Annotated in this window: 14 protein-coding genes; 9 read left to right on the top strand and 5 right to left on the bottom strand. The window is 52.0% G+C overall.

The window, feature by feature from the left end; translation table 11 throughout:
* Positions 1-46: 46 nt before the first annotated feature.
* From E4Z61_RS02375 to trhP, 3 genes are all read left to right on the top strand, one after another.
* Complete coding sequence (locus E4Z61_RS02375) at positions 47-2,155, top strand: DUF4034 domain-containing protein (RefSeq protein ID WP_135321365.1); 2,109 nt, start codon at positions 47-49, stop codon at positions 2,153-2,155.
* Positions 2,155-2,868 (top strand): tetratricopeptide repeat protein, encoded by a 714-nt coding sequence (locus E4Z61_RS02370; RefSeq protein WP_135321364.1) that lies wholly within the window; start codon positions 2,155-2,157, stop codon positions 2,866-2,868. Before E4Z61_RS02375 ends, E4Z61_RS02370 begins: the two co-directional genes overlap by 1 nt.
* Before the next feature lie 119 nt (positions 2,869-2,987).
* Positions 2,988-4,349 (top strand): prephenate-dependent tRNA uridine(34) hydroxylase TrhP, encoded by a 1,362-nt coding sequence (gene trhP / locus E4Z61_RS02365; protein WP_135321363.1) that lies wholly within the window; start codon positions 2,988-2,990, stop codon positions 4,347-4,349.
* Positions 4,350-4,596: 247 nt separating this feature from the next.
* Here trhP and clpA read toward each other — a convergent pair whose 3' ends face one another.
* Positions 4,597-6,873, bottom strand: a complete 2,277-nt coding sequence (gene clpA, locus E4Z61_RS02355; protein WP_135321361.1) for an ATP-dependent Clp protease ATP-binding subunit ClpA — start codon at positions 6,871-6,873, stop codon at positions 4,597-4,599.
* Positions 6,874-6,903: 30 nt separating this feature from the next.
* Positions 6,904-7,224, bottom strand: coding sequence for an ATP-dependent Clp protease adapter ClpS (gene clpS, locus E4Z61_RS02350; RefSeq protein WP_135321360.1), 321 nt, complete (start codon positions 7,222-7,224; stop codon positions 6,904-6,906).
* A 322-nt stretch (positions 7,225-7,546) separates the two neighbouring features.
* Between clpS and cspD the strand changes: the two genes are divergently transcribed.
* Positions 7,547-7,771, top strand: a complete 225-nt coding sequence (cspD, locus tag E4Z61_RS02345) for a cold shock-like protein CspD (protein WP_096756563.1) — start codon at positions 7,547-7,549, stop codon at positions 7,769-7,771.
* An 84-nt stretch (positions 7,772-7,855) separates the two neighbouring features.
* On the opposite strand, the gene macB is transcribed toward cspD, so the two are convergent.
* The gene (gene macB, locus E4Z61_RS02340; protein WP_135321359.1) at positions 7,856-9,802 is read right to left on the bottom strand and encodes a macrolide ABC transporter ATP-binding protein/permease MacB; all 1,947 of its coding nucleotides are present in this window, start codon (positions 9,800-9,802) and stop codon (positions 7,856-7,858) included.
* Positions 9,799-10,914 (bottom strand): macrolide transporter subunit MacA, encoded by a 1,116-nt coding sequence (gene macA / locus E4Z61_RS02335; RefSeq protein ID WP_135321358.1) that lies wholly within the window; start codon positions 10,912-10,914, stop codon positions 9,799-9,801. Before macA ends, macB begins: the two co-directional genes overlap by 4 nt.
* 161 nt (positions 10,915-11,075) lie before the next feature.
* Between macA and E4Z61_RS02330 the strand changes: the two genes are divergently transcribed.
* Positions 11,076-12,023, top strand: coding sequence for a VirK/YbjX family protein (locus tag E4Z61_RS02330; protein ID WP_135321357.1), 948 nt, complete (start codon positions 11,076-11,078; stop codon positions 12,021-12,023).
* On the opposite strand, the gene E4Z61_RS02325 is transcribed toward E4Z61_RS02330, so the two are convergent.
* Positions 12,020-13,678, bottom strand: a complete 1,659-nt coding sequence (locus E4Z61_RS02325; protein WP_135321356.1) for an ATP-dependent endonuclease — start codon at positions 13,676-13,678, stop codon at positions 12,020-12,022. The two genes, E4Z61_RS02330 and E4Z61_RS02325, sit on opposite strands and share 4 nt — an antisense overlap.
* A 369-nt stretch (positions 13,679-14,047) precedes the next feature.
* Between E4Z61_RS02325 and aqpZ the strand changes: the two genes are divergently transcribed.
* From aqpZ to hcr, 4 genes are all read left to right on the top strand, one after another.
* Positions 14,048-14,743: an aquaporin Z gene (aqpZ, locus tag E4Z61_RS02320; RefSeq protein ID WP_135321355.1), complete on the top strand. Its 696-nt coding sequence runs from the start codon at positions 14,048-14,050 to the stop codon at positions 14,741-14,743.
* A gap of 146 nt (positions 14,744-14,889) precedes the next feature.
* A complete protein-coding gene (locus E4Z61_RS02315; protein WP_135321354.1) occupies positions 14,890-15,789 on the top strand; it encodes a LysO family transporter in 900 nt (299 codons plus the stop codon).
* A gap of 155 nt (positions 15,790-15,944) precedes the next feature.
* Positions 15,945-17,597, top strand: a complete 1,653-nt coding sequence (gene hcp / locus E4Z61_RS02310) for a hydroxylamine reductase (RefSeq protein WP_135321353.1) — start codon at positions 15,945-15,947, stop codon at positions 17,595-17,597.
* A gap of 10 nt (positions 17,598-17,607) precedes the next feature.
* Positions 17,608-18,576, top strand: coding sequence for an NADH oxidoreductase (hcr, locus tag E4Z61_RS02305; protein ID WP_135321352.1), 969 nt, complete (start codon positions 17,608-17,610; stop codon positions 18,574-18,576).
* The last annotated feature ends 24 nt before the right edge of the window (positions 18,577-18,600 follow it).

Raw genomic sequence — 18,600 nt, 5'->3', positions numbered from 1 at the left:
ACAGTGTATTGAATTTACACACATACTGCCGCTAAAAGGACTGTCCATGGTTCAGGATGAACGCATACTCAACGCAATGCGTGAGATGTGCAATACCAAACTTCCGCATAATAACGAACAACGCGTCTGGCAAATCGCCGATATTCCCAGCCTGCTGCGCGAAGCGCGTTACGATGAACTGGACGCCCGCTACAACCAGGCGCTGACGGAGAGCTTCACCAGCCGTGAAGCCGAAAAGCGCTATTTCCTTGCGTGGACCCAAATGTGCAACCATTTTTATGACATGGATGCACTCGTCGATGCGGGTCCGCAAGGATTAGCCCTTATCAAAGCCTGGCAACACGCCCGCCCTCGTTCGACTCACGCCTGGCTTGCCGAAGCCCAGTACTGGAACCACCGCGCGTGGCTTTACCGCAGCTACGGCTGGGCAGAAGACACAACTGCCGCGATGTGGGTTTGCGCCGGGGCCTGCAACGAACGAATGGTCATCGCCGCGCTGAATGCCATCGATTGCGAGCCACGCCAGTGGATGGTTGCCTTACTCACCAGCACCAATACAGCCGTCTTTGGCCAGCCAGCCTGGCTGGTTGAATTCCTTGAAGGTAAAGATTTCTCCGGGCAACCGCTGATGCAGATGTTGGCGAAATATCATCAAGATTCGCCGCAGGAAATGGAAGCGATGATGGCCTTTTCCGGGCTCACGTTGGAAGATACGGTGTGTCCAATTCTGCCTCGTCCGTCGCTACTGCCAGATTGCGAGGGCGACGCCGGGGAAGCATACTGGCTCTCCGTATGTCTGAGCATTTTTCCTCGCGCGTTTTACGCACTGGATGAATACATTCCTTTTCACATGCCGCGCTGGGGCGGTTCTCACGAAAGCATTCGTGAATTTCTGGCCTCAACAACATGCGCTCATCTTTGTGCTGCAGAGCGCGAACACCTGGAATTATTAATCTGGTGGGACAACAATCGCGATCTACGCATTAAAGAGGTCGAGTACCCACCAGAACGGGAAGTGCTTATCGCTAAAGCCGAAGAAATTGCTCAACGGGCGCATAGCCAAAGTTCTCGTCATCATGCACTGGGCTGGTTATTAACCTGTTATAACGATCTAGGCGATCTCGACGCGCTGTGGTGTACCATCCAGCGGGCGGTAACGGACAATTTCAAACTTAGCCATTACTACACCGTTTACGCCTTAAAATTTGCTCTGCACGATTTCCCGGATACCTGGTGGATTTATAATTTCTTGCGCCAAAACGCCCATCAAAACGAGTTCAACGCCGCTAAACTCTACTGCGGCTATTTCCAGCACGCGGGACTCTTCGGCTTTGAAAAAAATGAAGCGCAAGGCAATGCCGCGCTCGATAGCTTATCTGCACTGGAATATAACTATAACTGGCAGTCAGTTATAAAAGATTTTGACTGGCTTGAGCTGCCAGAACATTTCGTGTTGATGGGCGAGCTCGGTATGCAGAGAAACCTTCCCAGCGCGTTCAACTTGCTGGCTATCGAATACAACAACCCGGACAACAATAGCCTGCTCCCTTACGATCCCGTTACCGCGCTGAGTTACTTTCAACGTGCGGCAGAGATTTTACACCAACAGGTCGCGCAGCAAGAGAGTAACCCATATCGGCTGGTCATCAATTCAGGCTATCACGCCTATAAAAGTGACCTGAAAGATATTCATATCAATATCGCTCTCGGTTACGAACGTTTGGCAAAGGAAGAAACCTATGCTGGAATGCGTTCCGTTTACGAAAAAAACCTGCTCGATAATTTATATCAAGCCACTCAGTTCGGTTCGGAAAATGCCTGGCGATCTTTCCTGCTGAATATTCACACGGTAAAAGATTTAACGTTGGCGCATTCATATCTCAACCTGCTGCAAGAAGAAGGCGATAACGGAACGGCGGAAGCCATGGTGACGCTATCGCGCCTGTACGGTAATAAGCTCGACAAGAAACTGTTCGATATGAAAACCAGCGCGCGTTGGGCCTATTTCTTTATCACGCTCTTCCCGGAGCACGAATTATTTACTGAATTAAGCGATCTGCATTTCGATACGCTCGCAAAACGCTGTCGCTTTGCCTGGCATACCTCCAAAATTGAAGATTCTGAGCTGCCGGATATAAATGTAAGGTACGAGTAATGCGCCTAAAATTATTCTCTTTTTTCCCCCTGTTGCTGCTCTGCACCGCTGCCAGAGCAGAAATCACCGAGCAGCAAATCAAGGCTGACTGTGCGAAAGTCCCGACCTACGCCAGCCAGGGCGAGCAGTTCTATAAAGCGAAGAACTATGCCAGAGCGCGTGAAGCCTTTGAAAAACAGGTAACCTGGAGTGAAGGTTGCCGGCTTGATGATAAAACCGTAGCGACGGCATACAACAACGTGGCATTGACCTGGATGCGTCAGGGTGAATGGCGTAAAGCGCAGGCCTGGCTGATGATCAATCCCAATGATGCTAAGTCAGTCTACAACCTCGGGCTTATCAAAGATAAGCTGGCTGCACTGCCTAAGAACGATTCTGTCGCCGGTGAATACTGGAACTACGCCGGTCTGGCCACCTGGGGAACGCTAATCATAAAACCCCTGAAGAAAAAATCAGATTATCAGGTTGATTTCCAAGGGTATTATTTTGGCATGATGGCTCTTTACTCTGGTCCAAACGTGGGTGAATTCTCCGAATATGTCACGCTCCGCGACCATAAAGGTGTGATAGCGATCAGAGAAGGCGACTACATCCATTGTGATATCGCGCTCACGGTCGCGCCCGACGCCATCGACGTCAGCACGAACGATCCGCAAAACTGCGGTTTCGGTATGTATGTAAGTGCCGATGGGCATTATCTGCGGGTTGATTAAGTCCCAAGGTTTACTGCATCGTCGCGCAGCGCTACAATGCCCGCCCTTAATATGGGGGCACTCCCCTAACCGCCTCACCGAGTGAGGCGAGTCTGACCTGTCATCAGAACGAGAAAATTATGTTTAAACCGGAACTCCTTTCCCCGGCGGGAACGCTGAAGAACATGCGTTACGCTTTTGCCTATGGCGCAGATGCCGTCTATGCGGGCCAGCCGCGTTACTCCCTGCGCGTACGCAACAACGAATTCAATCACGAAAACTTGCAACTCGGCATCAATGAAGCCCATGAATTGGGTAAAAAATTCTATGTGGTGGTCAACATTGCGCCGCACAACGCCAAGCTGAAAACCTTTATTCGTGACCTGAAGCCGGTAGTGGAAATGGGGCCGGATGCATTAATCATGTCCGATCCAGGTCTGATTATGCTGGTGCGTGAAAACTTTCCGGATATGGATATTCACCTGTCAGTTCAGGCGAACGCCGTAAACTGGGCAACGGTGAAATTCTGGAAGCAGATGGGGCTGACCCGTGTGATCCTGTCCCGCGAACTGTCGCTGGAAGAAATCGAAGAGATCCGCATTCAAGTGCCGGATATGGAGCTTGAAATCTTCGTTCACGGCGCGCTATGCATGGCCTACTCCGGCCGTTGTCTGCTCTCCGGTTACATCAACAAGCGTGACCCGAACCAGGGTACTTGTACCAATGCCTGCCGCTGGGAATACAACGTGCAGGAAGGCAAAGAAGACGTTGTGGGAAATATCGTGCACAAGTACGAACCCATCCCGGTACAAAACGTTGAGCCGACGCTGGGAATTGGCGCGCCGACGGATAAAGTGTTTATGATCGAAGAAGCCCAGCGTCCGGGCGAGTACATGACCGCGTTTGAAGACGAGCACGGCACTTACATCATGAACTCCAAAGATTTACGTGCTATTGCCCACGTCGAGCGTCTGACCCAAATGGGTGTGCACTCGCTGAAAATCGAAGGCCGTACCAAGTCCTACTATTACTGCGCACGAACCGCGCAGGTATATCGCAAAGCCATTGATGATGCTGCGGCCGGTAAACCATTCGACCCGCAACTGCTGGAGACACTGGAAGGACTAGCACATCGTGGCTATACCGAAGGTTTCCTGCGTCGCCATACGCACGACGATTATCAGAACTACGAATACGGTTTCTCCGTTTCGGAGCGCCAGCAGTTTGTCGGCGAATTCACCGGTGAGCGCAAAGGTGCACTGGCTGCTGTTATCGTGAAGAATAAATTCACCATCGGCGACAGCCTGGAGTTGATGACCCCACAGGGCAACATCAATTTCACGCTCGAGCAGATGGAAAATGTCAAAGGCGAAGCGATGCCGGTGGCACCGGGCGATGGCTACACCGTCTGGATGCCGGTCCCGGAGGATATCGATCTGAATTATGCCTTGTTGATGCGTAATTTTGCCGGTGAGTCCACACGCAACCCACATGATAAATAGTGAGTTACGGTTATTTTCAGCGTTCGGAAGATTCTTAGAAACCGATCACATACCGTTTCGTTCAATAAGGGTATTATCCGACCTGCTGAAAAACATAACCCATAAATGCTAGCTGTACCAGGAACCACCTCCTTAGCCTGCGTAATCTCCCTTACGCAGGCTTATTTTTTGCCTGTCATTCATCTTTTTTCTGGCATCAGGCGAAAAAAAACCGGGCATTACGCCCGGTCTGTTATGTGATAAGAGGTTAATGTGCAGCTTCTGGCTTGTGCTTTTGCGCACTCTGGAAGCCATAGGTCAGCTCATTTTTCTCTTTATCCAGCGCAACGGTCACCTGTCCGCCATCAACCAGTGAGCCGAACAGCAGTTCGTTGGCCAATGGTTTTTTCAGGTTGTCCTGGACTACTCGCGTCATCGGGCGTGCGCCCATTGCGCGGTCATAGCCTTTCTCCGCCAGCCAGTCACGAGCTTCCTGACTCACTTCCAGAGAGACGCCTTTCTGATCCAACTGTACCTGTAGCTCGACAATAAATTTATCAACCACCTGATGGATAACCTCGGTTGAAAGGTGATCGAACCAGATAATGTTGTCGAGACGGTTACGGAATTCCGGCGTAAACACTTTTTTGATTTCGCCCATCGCATCAGTACTGTTGTCCTGATGAATAAGCCCAATCGATTTACGCTCGGTTTCACGCACCCCGGCGTTGGTCGTCATCACCAGCACCACGTTGCGGAAATCCGCTTTGCGCCCGTTATTGTCGGTCAACGTACCGTTATCCATCACCTGCAGCAGCAGGTTAAAGACATCCGGATGCGCTTTTTCGATTTCATCCAGCAGCAGCACCGCGTGTGGGTGCTTAATGACCGCATCCGTCAGCAATCCCCCCTGGTCATAACCGACATATCCCGGAGGCGCACCAATCAGACGGCTAACGGTATGACGTTCCATATACTCAGACATATCAAAACGCAGCAGTTCAATTCCCAGCGCTTTGGACAACTGCACCGTGACTTCGGTTTTCCCGACACCGGTCGGGCCGGCAAACAGGAACGAACCGACAGGTTTGTGTTCATGACCCAGGCCAGCCCGGCTCATTTTGATAGCTTCAGTCAGTGCCTCAATGGCTTTATCCTGTCCGAAGACCAGCATTTTCAGACGGTTGCCCAGGTTTTTCAGCGTATCGCGATCGCTTTGCGAAACGCTCTTCTCTGGGATTCGCGCAATGCGGGCCACCACGGACTCGATATCCGCCACATTGACGGTTTTCTTACGCTTGCTGACCGGCATCAGGCGTGCACGCGCACCCGCTTCATCGATCACGTCAATCGCTTTATCCGGCAGGTGGCGATCGTTGATGTATTTCACCGCCAGCTCTACCGCTGCACGCACGGCTTTTGCGGTGTAGCGAACGTCATGGTGTGCTTCGTACTTCGGTTTCAGTCCGTTGATGATCTGTACGGTCTCTTCCACCGACGGTTCCGTAATATCGATTTTCTGGAAGCGACGCGCTAACGCACGGTCTTTCTCGAAAATATTACTGAATTCCTGATAGGTGGTTGAGCCAATCACGCGGATCTTGCCGCTGGAAAGCAGCGGTTTGATCAGGTTTGCCGCATCCACCTGGCCGCCCGATGCCGCACCCGCACCAATAATGGTGTGGATCTCATCGATAAACAGAATGCTGTTGGTATCCTGTTCCAGTTGTTTCAGCAGTGCTTTAAAGCGTTTTTCAAAATCACCGCGGTATTTGGTGCCCGCCAGCAGCGATCCGATATCCAGTGAGTAGAGCGTGCAATCAGCCATGACTTCCGGCACGTCGCCCTGGACAATACGCCAGGCAAGACCTTCGGCAATCGCCGTTTTACCTACGCCAGACTCACCCACCAGCAGCGGGTTGTTTTTACGGCGGCGGCACAGTACCTGAATGGCTCGCTCCAGCTCTTTTTCTCGGCCAATGAGCGGGTCAATCCCGCCCACGCGAGCGAGCTGGTTAAGATTAGTGGTGAAGTTCTCCATACGGTCCTCCCCGCCAGCTTGCTCTTCGCTATTTGGCTGATTACCGGAGTCAGAAGACTGACTCGGTTCGTCTTTGCGCGTGCCATGTGAAATAAAGTTCACCACATCCAGACGACTGACTTCGTGCTTGCGCAGCAGGTAAGCCGCCTGAGACTCTTGTTCGCTGAAGATAGCAACCAGCACATTAGCGCCAGTCACTTCATTACGCCCCGAGGACTGAACATGAAAGACAGCACGTTGCAGTACACGCTGAAAACTCAGCGTTGGCTGCGTGTCGCGCTCTTCTTCGCTTTCAGGCAATACAGGAGTGGTTTGTTCAATGAAGGCTTCGAGTTCCTGACGGAGCGCCACCAGGTCCACAGAACACGCTTCCAGCGCTTCGCGGGCCGATGGGTTACTGAGCAACGCCAGTAACAAGTGCTCGACGGTCATAAACTCATGTCGGTGCTCGCGCGCTCTGGCGAAAGCCATGTTTAAACTGAGTTCCAGTTCTTGATTGAGCATAGGCACCTCCCCCAATATTTATGCCTGCATTTAGGCTTTTTCCAGCGTACACATCAACGGATGCTCGTTTTCCCTTGCATATTTGTTCACCATCGCCACTTTGGTCTCTGCAACCTCGGCGGTAAATACGCCGCAGATAGCCTTACCTTGATAGTGAACGGCAAGCATCAGTTGCGTTGCACGTTCTACATCATAAGAAAAGAATTTTTGTAACACGTCAATAACAAACTCCATCGGAGTGTAATCATCATTGACTAATATCACTTTATACATAGATGGCGGTTTTAGCGCGTCGCGCAATTTGTCTTCCGCCAGCAGATCGAAATCCAGCCAATCGTTCGTCTTACCCATTGTCAGTCGTCATCTTCAGTTACGGTTACCGGCAGAATAACTTGCCGCTGACAAGAGCCTATGCGCACAATCAATCTACCTCAATTATTAGATAACTATCATCTATCAGTGTCATCCGAGACATCTGTCACATAACCGACAATAGCGTTAACTGCTTCAAATTTTGATGCATTTTTATCCGATTCCACAAGCCTGGCGCTTGACGCCCCGCCTGATTTCTCTAAATTGTAGACTCGAGAGTTGGCGAGGTTTTGAACAGCCCCCACTCCGCCACCGGTTCATTCCATCTTACTTATATAAGATTTACGAAGGATGTCGAAGTATGGAAACGGGTACTGTCAAGTGGTTCAACAATGCTAAAGGGTTCGGTTTTATCTGCCCCGAAGGCGGTGGCGAAGATATTTTCGCCCATTACTCCACCATTCAGATGGATGGTTACAGAACGCTAAAAGCCGGACAATCTGTCCAGTTTGATGTCCACCAAGGGCCCAAAGGCAATCACGCCAGTCTTATTGTGCCTGTGCTTGAAGCAGAAGCTGTCGCATAACTCTTCTGTTTCATTGTGTACATCCCGCAGACAAAATGCCAGCCCCTCGAGCTGGCATTTTTATTTCTTTTTCAATACAACACGTTATTCCCGCGCCAGGGCATCAACCGGATCCAACCTTGCGGCATTGCGCGCAGGGAGCCAGCCGAACAAAATCCCGGTTGCCGTTGAACACAGGAACGCCGTCAACAGCGCGAAAGGTGAGAATCCTATTTCCCAACCGGGCAGGAAAAGCTGTAGGGTGAAGGCAATCAGCATCGACAAGCTGATGCCTAACGCACCGCCGACCAGGCACACCAGCACAGCTTCAATCAAAAACTGCTGTAGCACGTCACTGGCACGGGCGCCAACCGCCATACGAATACCAATCTCGCGCGTTCGTTCGGTCACCGAAACCAGCATAATATTCATCACTCCAATCCCGCCAACCACCAGCGAAATCACCGCCACCAGCGTCAAGAACAGCTGTAAGGTGCGCGTAGTTTTTTCAGCGGTTTTCAGGACGCCGTCCATATTCCAGGTGAAGAAATCTTTTTTGCCATGCCGCAAAGACAGCAGTCGGGTAAGCTGCTGCTCAGCCAGAGTGCTGTCGAAACCGTCCTTCACGCGCACGGTAATGGAGTTCAGCCACGATTGTCCCATAATGCGCCCGGACATGGTGCTGTGAGGCAGCCAGACCCGCAGGATCTTACTGCTGCCAAACATCGACTGCTTCTCTTCCGCCACGCCAATGACGGTGGCGGGCATGTTGCCGACAAGGACGACCTCGCCCACCACTTTCGCTTTATTGGGGAACAGCTGGCGTCGGGTGTTACTGTCCAGCACGACCACCTGCGCCCGCCCTGCGAGCTGCTCGGCATTAAAGGTATTGCCCTCACTGAACGTCATACCATAGACGTTAAAATAGTCCCCACTCACGCCGTTAGCGCTGGCTGCCACGTCGATATTTCCATAACGTAGCCGTAAATTCTTCGACACCGCAGGCGTCACCGAACTGACCCACGGTTGCTTCTGGATTGCCGTCAAGTCGTCATACTTTAGCGCCTGCTGGTATTGCGGGTCATCGTCACCAAAGTCTTTGCCGGGATAGATATCGATAGTGTTCGTGCCGATGGCGCGAATATCAGCCAACACCAGTTGTTTAGCCGCGTCTCCGACCACCACAATCGACACCACCGACGCAATACCAATAATGATGCCCAGCATAGTGAGCAGCGTGCGCATCTTGTTGGCGGCCATTGCCAGCCAGGCCATGGTCAGCGCTTCGCGAAAACCACTGACAAACTGGCTCCAGCCAGAGGATGTCGTCACCGTCGGTTCGGCAATGCCGCGCCCGCCAGTGGCAGTTTGCGATGGCGGATTACGTACAATCTCGCCATCGCGAATTTCAATCACCCGCTCAGCCTGCGCCGCAACCTGCGGGTCGTGCGTGACGATAATCACCGTGTGTCCGCGATCGCGCAGCTGGTGCAGAATCGCCATCACCTCTTCGCCGGAATGGCTGTCCAGCGCGCCGGTGGGTTCATCGGCTAAAATCACCTGACCACCGTTCATCAGCGCACGCGCAATACTGACGCGCTGCTGCTGCCCACCGGAAAGCTGGGAAGGTTGATAGTCCACCCTGTCACCCAGCCCCAGCCGCTGGAGTAATTCCTGCGCCCGAGCCAGACGCTGCTTACGCTCTGTCCCGGCATAGACCGCAGGCACTTCGACGTTTTGTGCCGCCGTCAAATGCGAGAGCAAATGATAGCGCTGGAAAATAAAGCCGAAGTGCTCGCGCCGCAATTGGGCTAACGCATCGCTATCGAGTGTTGAAACGTCACGCCCCGCCACCCGATACGTGCCACTGGAAGGCTTATCCAGACACCCGAGGATGTTCATCAGCGTCGATTTTCCCGAGCCAGATGCCCCAACAATCGCCACCATTTCGCCGGCATGGATGCTCAAGGATACATCCTTTAACACCTCAACCTGCCCTTCGCCTGACGGGTAACTGCGGCGGATATTGCTCAGTTCAAGCAATGCCGTCATTGCGCCGCTCCAGGTTTCGCCTCACTGATGATGACTTCATCACCCTCTTCCAGTCCTTTCACGATCTCCACATCGGTATCGTTACGCGCGCCAATAGACACTTCACGCTCGCGGGTTTCGCCGTTTCGCAGCAACCTGACGTTATAGCGATTGTTGCCAATAGGATCGCCCAGCGCCGACAACGGGATCGTCAGTACATTTTTGACATCCGTCAGCTGGATATGTACCTGCGCGGTCATATCCAGTCGCAGGATCCCTTTCGGGTTAGGTACTTCGAAGCGCGCGTAGTAAAAAATCGCGTCGTTCACTTTCTCAGGTGTAGGCAGTACATCTTTGAGCGTACCTTCATAGCGCGTCTGTGGATCGCCCAGCACGGTAAACCAGGCTTTTTGCCCTGGATGCAAGTGAATGACATCGGCTTCAGACACCTGCGCTTTGACCAGCATGGTACTCATGTCCGCCAGCGTCAAAATGTTCGGCGCCTGCTGGGCGGCAATCACAGTTTGCCCCTGCAGGGTGGTGATTTGCGTCACTTCACCGGCCATCGGCGCCACAATACGGGTATAATCAAGGTTCGTTTTTGCCGTGTCGAGAGAGGCCTGATTACGCTTAATTTGCGCATCAATAGTGCCGATTTGCGCCTGTTTGACTGCCATCTGCGTTGCTGCCGTGTCGAGATCCTGCTGCGAAACCGCCTGCGTTTTCGCTAACTGTTGCTGGCGAGATAGAGTCACCCGCGCCAGTTTCCACTCGGCCTCGGCCTGCATACGTTGGGCGCGTAATTCCATCAGCGTCGCTTCAACTTCTTTAATTTGGTTCTGCGCCTGTTCAGGATCGATAACGCCGAGCAACTGATCTTTTTTGACTTTATCGCCAATGGCCACTGACAGCGTTTTTAACTGCCCGCTCACCTGCGCCCCGACGTCAACTTTACGCAGCGCATCCAGTTTCCCGGTTGCCAGCACGCTTTGCTGAAGATCACCTGGTCGAACAATTAATGTTTGATACTGAGGTAATGGAGCATTAAGCATTCGCCAAAGTGCAATTATCGCCACAATAATGATGACGGCGAAGATAAAATAGCGTTTTTTGATTTTTCCCTTGAGCTTCATAAATGTCCCAATTTCCCCCAATACGTCCATCAGAGTGGAGTGTTAAACGTCAACGATAAATAAATAGCCGTTGAAAAGCGCCAAGAATAACAGAGTTATTGATGAATGGTTAAGATCCGCTGTGCTGAAATTAGTACCAGGGTATCAATCGGATTTATATTATGAGCCAACTAACTGAAAGCACTTTTCTTTCTACCAAACCAGCCACAAGTTTTAGCCTTTTTTACAGCCTGAGCCGCGGTCAATTACGGCCAGGACAATGCTGGGATAAGCGGAGTTTTCGCCGTAAGTTTATCTGGCGCTCAATACTGATACCTCGTCTCACCCAGGAATGGATGACTGAACTGGCGCAATGGCCGGATCTTGAACACCTGCTTGCCCGTCAACCCCGGCTGCCAGTTCGCCTGCACCGTCCTTACCTTGCCGTAAACTTCGATCGTAAAATGCGCTTAGATGCCGTACGTTTTCACTATCATGTCATCCGCCACGCATTCTTACCTGCCGAATTTAACGCTCTGTTAAGCAATGACGGCTTACAGCTGGCGCAAATTGAGGGCAAAGATGGCGAAATATTTACCGTCACCATGATGATGTTCCCCGTACTGGATAAAGAAGGAGAAAGTACCATTCTGGTGCGCAATGGCGCCGGAGACGTGCTGACTAAAATGACATTTACGTTCTGCGAATATAATGGGAAAAGTACGATTTTTATTGGCGGCGTACAGGGAAATTCACAACTCCCTCACGAGGCAATACAGAAAGCAACAAAGTCTTGTCACGGAATTTTCCCGAAACGTATTGTGATGGAAACCATTTGCCGTTTAGCAGAACAGTTGAATATCGAACACGTTATGGCTGTCAGTAATGAACAGCATATCTTTCGCGGCCCGCGTTACCATGATAAAAACAAGGTTATTCTTTCCGACTATAATGCTTTTTGGGAGTCGGTTGGCGGCGAATGCGACAGCCACGGGTATTATCATATTCCGCGCACGCTGGCGCGAAAAAGCGAGGTGGATATTGCCAGTAAGAAGCGTGCTGAATATCGCCGCCGCTATCAGTTACTGGACACTATCCACGCACAGTTGTCGCTGATGTTCCGCCACTAATCAGCGCGTCCGCGTGCCAGCCACAGCACGCGCGAAAACATTTTTCGCAGCAGGGTGGGAACGGCATCGACGCCACGCCGCCCAGCTTCCATCGCTACTTCAATCGCCAGATCGGGTTTTGAAGAGCGATGAATCGCTTTCGAGATGATTTTACGCATATTCATCGGCACGTTTTCCGGGATTTGCGCCACCCGGTGAAAAACATCAGAGAACCCCTGCCGGTACATGAAGTGTTCCATATCCAGCGCGGGCAGCATGGTTAAATGCTCGCGTTCTTCCTCGCGATCGTTATTCAACAAACCACGCACCGTGGCCGCGTACTTTTTACCGGCCTCATCGCCATCGACCAGCACATGCCACTCGATTCCCATCCGCCGAGCGAATTTCACCAGCGGTTTAAGACCGGACTGGGCGAATTCAATGACTTTAATTCCTTCGGCATCAAAGTGATGTCCACACTGGCGGGCCAGTTCGTTAATTACCCAGGTTTCTGTTTCACCTTCCACTAGCAGCCAGCAACGGGCAAACAACGACGATGCCCGATTGAAACGAATATGAAAGGCGATGCGTCGCCCGTCCTCTGGGCTCAGACCACCCGGGCCTAACCGCCATGCGGCGACACGGGAAGATTCGCGCACCAAACGAACGACATGCTCAACGGGCGTAAGTGACAGCAATTCACCCGAGTTGGTGGTCGCCACACGTTGCAGAGGCAACAGGTTCAGCAGTTGCCAGGCAACTGACAGCATAATAGGGTGTAAACGCGTTTCGGGATCTTCCACCAGCAACAAAGGACGGGCGTCTTTGTCCAGTCTTAGCGTACCTTTAGCCTGTAGCAACGTTGAAAATAGTCCCAACAGAATCACACGGTGTGTGCGTCCTCCGGGCTTATCAATCATACGGTTAATTATGTCCAGATAGCGCCAGCTACGTTGCTCGTTATTGGAGCGCCGTCGCATCAGACGATAGCGGGACTGACTGGAACCCTGCTCAGAAAAGTAGTGTTCCAGCAGTTGTACCATCGCCGATAGTCCCTGGCGAATCTGCCCATCTGTCAGATTTTGCGGACGGGTCGCCAGCTCTCGCGCCAGGAAATCCAGCTGGCGGGCCGTCACTTCAACCTCCGCCGTGTCCGGCATCGTTCCATTACGGATCCGTCGCATAAAACGTGCATCGCGCAGACGTAGCACCGGCATGAGACGGACAAGGTGACGCGCCAGATCGTTAATATTGTCGAGCGCTAGCGGACGACCTTCACCATCGAGGAAACTGCGCAGCGTCAGAACGCTACCGTCATCCGCACACTCGCCTTCCAGTCGATAAAAAATACGGTGGTAGTCATCGTGGCACGGCGACCAGCAGGCTTCCAACGGGCGATAGCGGCGTACCCGATGACGACCCGGCTGAGATTCACGAAAGGTGAGGATAATATGCAGATGATGTTCCCGGCCCTGAATATCGCCCGGCGGGAACCAGAAGTCTTCGCGGTCAAAATGATACAAGTCCGATTCCGGTGACAGCAGCAGGGTTAGCGCATCCAGCAGGCTGGACTTACCCCACGCGTTCTCCCCAATCAGCACGTTGTTCTGCTCCAGCATCAACGACAGCCGATTAATACCACGAAACCCAACAATCTCAACGCGTTCGAGAATCATATAGCCTCCGGAAATGCTAACTTTTTCCTTCAAGTTATCAGGAGTATAGCGGCAACCCGCCGCGCAGAATACCCGCGATCGCACAGACGTAAAACTGTGACAAAAAAACTAGGAATATTCTTCTTAAAATTTACACCGGATATAATCACAACGGACAACCATTTGCTTTCCGCTAATTAAACTCTGCGTTATTTATCAGAATGCCAAAAAGGATTCACGTCATATTGCCTTAAATCAAATTTTCTTATTAATTTAAGTAGCAAAGAGATGAGATTTTTTTCTAAAATACACGCTCTTTAATCATCGTCCCTTTTAGCGATGAAATACCGGATCAGGTAAACGAACCCGGAACTTTTAATTGAGGTGGTTATGTTCAGGAAATTAGCAGCTGAATTCTTCGGCACGTTTTGGCTTGTTTTTGGTGGCTGTGGGAGTGCCGTGCTGGCCGCAGCATTCCCGGAGTTAGGGATTGGCTTTGCCGGTGTCGCATTGGCATTCGGTCTGACGGTATTGACCATGGCATTCGCCGTTGGTCATATTTCCGGAGGCCATTTTAACCCGGCAGTGACATTCGGCTTATGGGCTGGCGGTCGCTTCCCGGCTAAAGACGTTATTGGCTATGTTATCGCTCAGGTTATCGGCGGGATTGTCGCGGCAGCAGTATTATATTTGATCGCCAGCGGTAAAGCAGGTTTTGACGCAACAGCCAGTGGTTTTGCATCAAATGGCTATGGTGAACATTCACCAGGCGGTTATTCCATGCTTTCTGCCATTGTTATTGAAATTGTGCTGACCGCAGGTTTCTTATTAGTGATCCACGGTGCAACTGATAAACATGCACCAGCAGGTTTTGCGCCGATTGCTATTGGTCTCGCACTGACGCTGATTCACCTGATCAGTATTCCGGTCACTAACACTTCCGTAAACCCGGCGCGTAGCACCGCAGTTGCCCTCTTCCAGGGTGGTTGGGCGTTACAACAACTGTGGCTGTTCTGGGTCATGCCGATTATCGGCGGGATCCTTGGTGGCCTTATTTATCGAACGCTGCTCGAAAAACGTGATTAATCGATAACAAAAAAGACCTGATTTTTTATCAGGTCTTTCCTTCCCCCGCTTTATTTCCTTTTATTTGCAACTTTACTCCCTTCTTTGCATTGAGTAGTGTGTGCTGGCGCATTTCGTATTACTTCTCAGCAAGGACCGGGGTTTTCATGTTTTCAGGGCTGTTAATCATTCTGGTTCCACTTATTGTGGGCTATCTTATTCCGCTTCGGCACAGGGCCGCCTTAAAACTCATCAATCGCCTGTTGAGCTGGATCGTTTACCTTATTCTCTTTTTTATGGGCATCAGCCTGGCGTTTCTGGATAATCTCGCCAGTAATCTGCTATCCATACTGCATTATTCTGCCGTCAGCGTGACGGTCATTCTGCTGTGTAATATTGCCGCACTGCTGTGGCTCGAGCGTTCGCTTCCCTGGCGGCACAACCACCGGCAGGAGAAACTCCCGTCACGCATTGCCATGGCGCTGGAGTCGTTACAACTCTGCGGCGTTGTCGTGCTGGGTTTCCTGCTCGGCCTCACGGGGATTTCATTCTTACAACACGCCACTGAAGCCAGCGAATATACGCTGATCTTTTTATTGTTCCTGGTGGGTATTCAACTGCGCAACAGCGGCATGACCTTAAAACAGATTGTGCTGAACCGCCGGGGGATGATTGTTGCCGTCGTGGTGGTGGCAAGCTCAATGCTGGCTGGCGTGATCAATGCGCTAATCCTTGGTCTGCCGCTGAAAACCGCACTGGCGATGGCTTCAGGTTTTGGCTGGTATTCCCTGTCCGGCATTCTGTTGACCGAATCATTCGGGCCAGTAATTGGTAGCGCGGCTTTCTTTAACGATCTGGCCCGCGAACTGGTCGCCATTATGTTGATCCCGGGTTTAGTGGGTCGCAGCCGCTCCACCGCATTAGGACTCTGTGGCGCCACCTCAATGGATTTCACCCTGCCCGTTTTACAACGCAGCGGCGGTCTGGAAATGGTACCTGCAGCCATCGTTCACGGCTTTATTCTGAGTCTGTTAGTGCCTCTGTTGATGGCCTTTTTCTCCGCCTGACACACCGATACATACCTCTCTGGCGGTAGTCATCTACCGCCAAAATTGCGCTAAATCAATCTCCCTGTAAGTTGTAGAAGAAATCCCTTTAATCCCTTCGCGCGCAGGCATAATCTTAAACATGTATATTAAATATAACTTTAAAAGGTGTGACCATGTTTTGTGTGCAATGTGAACAAACCATCCGTACTCCGGCAGGGAACGGCTGCTCTTACGCGCAGGGTATGTGCGGTAAAACAGCGGAAACCTCCGATCTGCAGGATCTGCTGATTGCTTCTCTACAAGGTCTGTCTGCATGGGCCGTTAAAGCGCGTGAATACGGTATCATCGATCATGAAATTGATAACTTTGCCCCGCGCGCATTCTTCTCTACCCTGACCAACGTTAACTTCGACTCTCCGCGTATTGTCGGCTATGCCCGTGAAGCTATCGCTATGCGTGACGCCCTGAAAGCGCAGTGTCTGAACATTGACGCCAGCGCAACGGTTGATAACCCAATGGCTGACCTGCAACTGGTGAGCAACGATTTGGGCGACCTGCAGCGTCAAGCAGCTGAATTTACCCCTAACAAAGACAAAGCGACCATCGGCGAGAACATTCTCGGCCTGCGTCTGCTGTGCCTGTACGGCCTGAAAGGTGCGGCAGCTTATATGGAGCACGCACACGTTCTCGGTCAGTACGACAACGATATCTACGCGCAGTACCACAAAATTATGGCGTGGCTGGGTACCTGGCCTTCCGATATGAACGCTCTGCTGGAGTGCTCTATGGAAATCGGCCAGATGAACTTCAAAGTAATGAGTATTCTTGATGCCGGTGAAACCACCAAATACGGTCACCCAACGCCGACTCAGGTCAACGTTAAAGCGACCGAAGGCAAATGCATCCTGATCTCTGGTCACGACCTGAAAGATCTGTACAACCTGCTGGAGCAGACCGAAGGTACCGGCGTGAACGTCTATACCCACGGTGAAATGCTGCCGGCGCACGGATATCCAGAACTGCGTAAATTCAAACACTTGATCGGTAACTACGGCAGCGGCTGGCAGAACCAGCAGGTTGAGTTCGCTCGCTTCCCGGGACCGATAGTGATGACCTCTAACTGCATCATCGACCCAACCGTTGGCGCATACGACGACCGTATCTGGACGCGTAGCATCGTCGGTTGGCCGGGTGTGAGCCACCTCGAAGGCGACAACTTTGGTCCGGTTATTGCCCAGGCACAACAAATGGCGGGATTCCCGTATAGCGAAATTCCGCACCTGATCACCGTTGGTTTCGGTCGCCAGACACTGCTGGGTGCCGCTGATACGCTGATCGACCTGGTGAGCCGCGAAAAACTGCGCCACATCTTCCTGGTTGGCGGCTGCGATGGTGCTCGCGGTGAACGTAACTACTTCACCGACTTCGCCACCAGCGTACCTGACGACTGCCTGATCCTGACTCTGGCCTGCGGTAAGTACCGTTTCAACAAACTGGATTTCGGTGATATCGAAGGTCTGCCGCGTCTGGTTGATGCCGGTCAGTGTAACGATGCTTACTCTGCCATCATCCTGGCAGTTACCCTGGCGGAGAAACTGGGCTGTGGCGTGAACGACCTGCCGCTGTCACTGGTACTCTCCTGGTTCGAACAGAAAGCGATTGTTATTCTGCTGACCCTGCTGTCACTGGGCGTGAAAAACATCGTCACCGGACCGACTGCACCGGGCTTCTTCACGCCAGATCTGCTGGCTGTCCTCAACGAGAAATTCGGTCTGCGTTCCGTGACCACCGTTGAAGAAGACATGAAGCAGTTGTTGAGCGCGTAAGGAGTAAAGAATGACAATGCCAACCCCTCAGTGCCCATGGCGGATGCAGGTTCATCACATCCATCAGGAAACGCCGGATGTATGGACAATTTCGTTGCTATGCCACGACTATTATCCGTACCGCGCCGGGCAGTATGCACTGGTCAGCGTACGTAACTCAGCGGATACGCTGCGAGCTTACACCCTTTCTTCAACGCCGGGCGTTAGCGAATACATCACGCTGACCATCCGCCGGATTGACGATGGCGCAGGTTCACAGTGGCTGACCCGCGACGTGAAACGCGGCGATTATATCTGGCTGTCCGATGCCATGGGTGAATTTACCTGTGAAGATAAAGCGGAAGATAAGTTCCTGATGCTGGCTGCCGGCTGTGGCGTGACGCCAATCATGTCGATGCGTCGCTGGTTGGCGAAGTACCGTCCAGAGGCCGATGTGCAGGTGATCTTTAGCGTGCGTTCACCGGAAGATGTCATTTTTGCCGACGAATGGCGTGAATATCCGGTGACATTAGTCGCTGAAAACAACGCTACCCATGGTTTTGTTTCTGGCCGACTGACCACCGACCTGCTGAAAAGCGTACCTGACCTGACCTCGCGTACCGTAATGACCTGTGGCCCGGCACCTTATATGGATCTGGTCGAGAAAGAAGTCAAAGCGCTGGGCGTGACGCGCTTCTTCAAAGAGCAGTTCTTCACCCCGGTTGCCGAAGCTGCCACCAGCGGTCTGAAGTTCACCAAACTGCAGCCGGCGAAAGAGTTTTATGCGCCGGTGGGCAGTACGCTGCTGGAAGCGCTGGAAAGCAATAAAGTACCGGTTGTCGCCGCATGTCGTGCGGGCGTTTGCGGCTGCTGCAAAACCAAAGTGGTTGACGGTAACTACACGGTCGACAGCACCATGACGCTGACCGAGGCGGAAATTGCTGAAGGTTATGTACTGGCCTGCTCCTGTCATCCGCAGGGTGATCTGGTGCTGGCGTAAGTTGTTCAACCCCTAATGTGAAAA

The sequence above is a fragment of the Citrobacter tructae genome, assembly GCF_004684345.1.
Lineage (GTDB): Bacteria > Pseudomonadota > Gammaproteobacteria > Enterobacterales > Enterobacteriaceae > Citrobacter > Citrobacter tructae.
Note: the sequence above shows the minus strand (reverse complement) of the source record. Positions and strands in the feature narration are given on the sequence as shown.

Bases quoted from the DNA above. Each gene is read 5' to 3' on its own strand.
- trhP (WP_135321363.1), top strand. From the start codon at position 2,988: ATGTTTAAACCGGAACTCCTTTCCCCGGCGGGAACGCTGAAGAACATG.
- aqpZ (WP_135321355.1), top strand. From the start codon at position 14,048: ATGTTCAGGAAATTAGCAGCTGAATTCTTCGGCACGTTTTGGCTTGTT.
- macA (WP_135321358.1), bottom strand. From the start codon at position 10,914: ATGAAGCTCAAGGGAAAAATCAAAAAACGCTATTTTATCTTCGCCGTC.
- macB (WP_135321359.1), bottom strand. From the start codon at position 9,802: ATGACGGCATTGCTTGAACTGAGCAATATCCGCCGCAGTTACCCGTCA.
- clpS (WP_135321360.1), bottom strand. From the start codon at position 7,224: ATGGGTAAGACGAACGATTGGCTGGATTTCGATCTGCTGGCGGAAGAC.
- cspD (WP_096756563.1), top strand. From the start codon at position 7,547: ATGGAAACGGGTACTGTCAAGTGGTTCAACAATGCTAAAGGGTTCGGT.
- E4Z61_RS02370 (WP_135321364.1), top strand. From the start codon at position 2,155: ATGCGCCTAAAATTATTCTCTTTTTTCCCCCTGTTGCTGCTCTGCACC.
- E4Z61_RS02325 (WP_135321356.1), bottom strand. From the start codon at position 13,678: ATGATTCTCGAACGCGTTGAGATTGTTGGGTTTCGTGGTATTAATCGG.
- E4Z61_RS02375 (WP_135321365.1), top strand. From the start codon at position 47: ATGGTTCAGGATGAACGCATACTCAACGCAATGCGTGAGATGTGCAAT.
- hcr (WP_135321352.1), top strand. From the start codon at position 17,608: ATGACAATGCCAACCCCTCAGTGCCCATGGCGGATGCAGGTTCATCAC.
- hcp (WP_135321353.1), top strand. From the start codon at position 15,945: ATGTTTTGTGTGCAATGTGAACAAACCATCCGTACTCCGGCAGGGAAC.
- E4Z61_RS02315 (WP_135321354.1), top strand. From the start codon at position 14,890: ATGTTTTCAGGGCTGTTAATCATTCTGGTTCCACTTATTGTGGGCTAT.
- clpA (WP_135321361.1), bottom strand. From the start codon at position 6,873: ATGCTCAATCAAGAACTGGAACTCAGTTTAAACATGGCTTTCGCCAGA.
- E4Z61_RS02330 (WP_135321357.1), top strand. From the start codon at position 11,076: ATGAGCCAACTAACTGAAAGCACTTTTCTTTCTACCAAACCAGCCACA.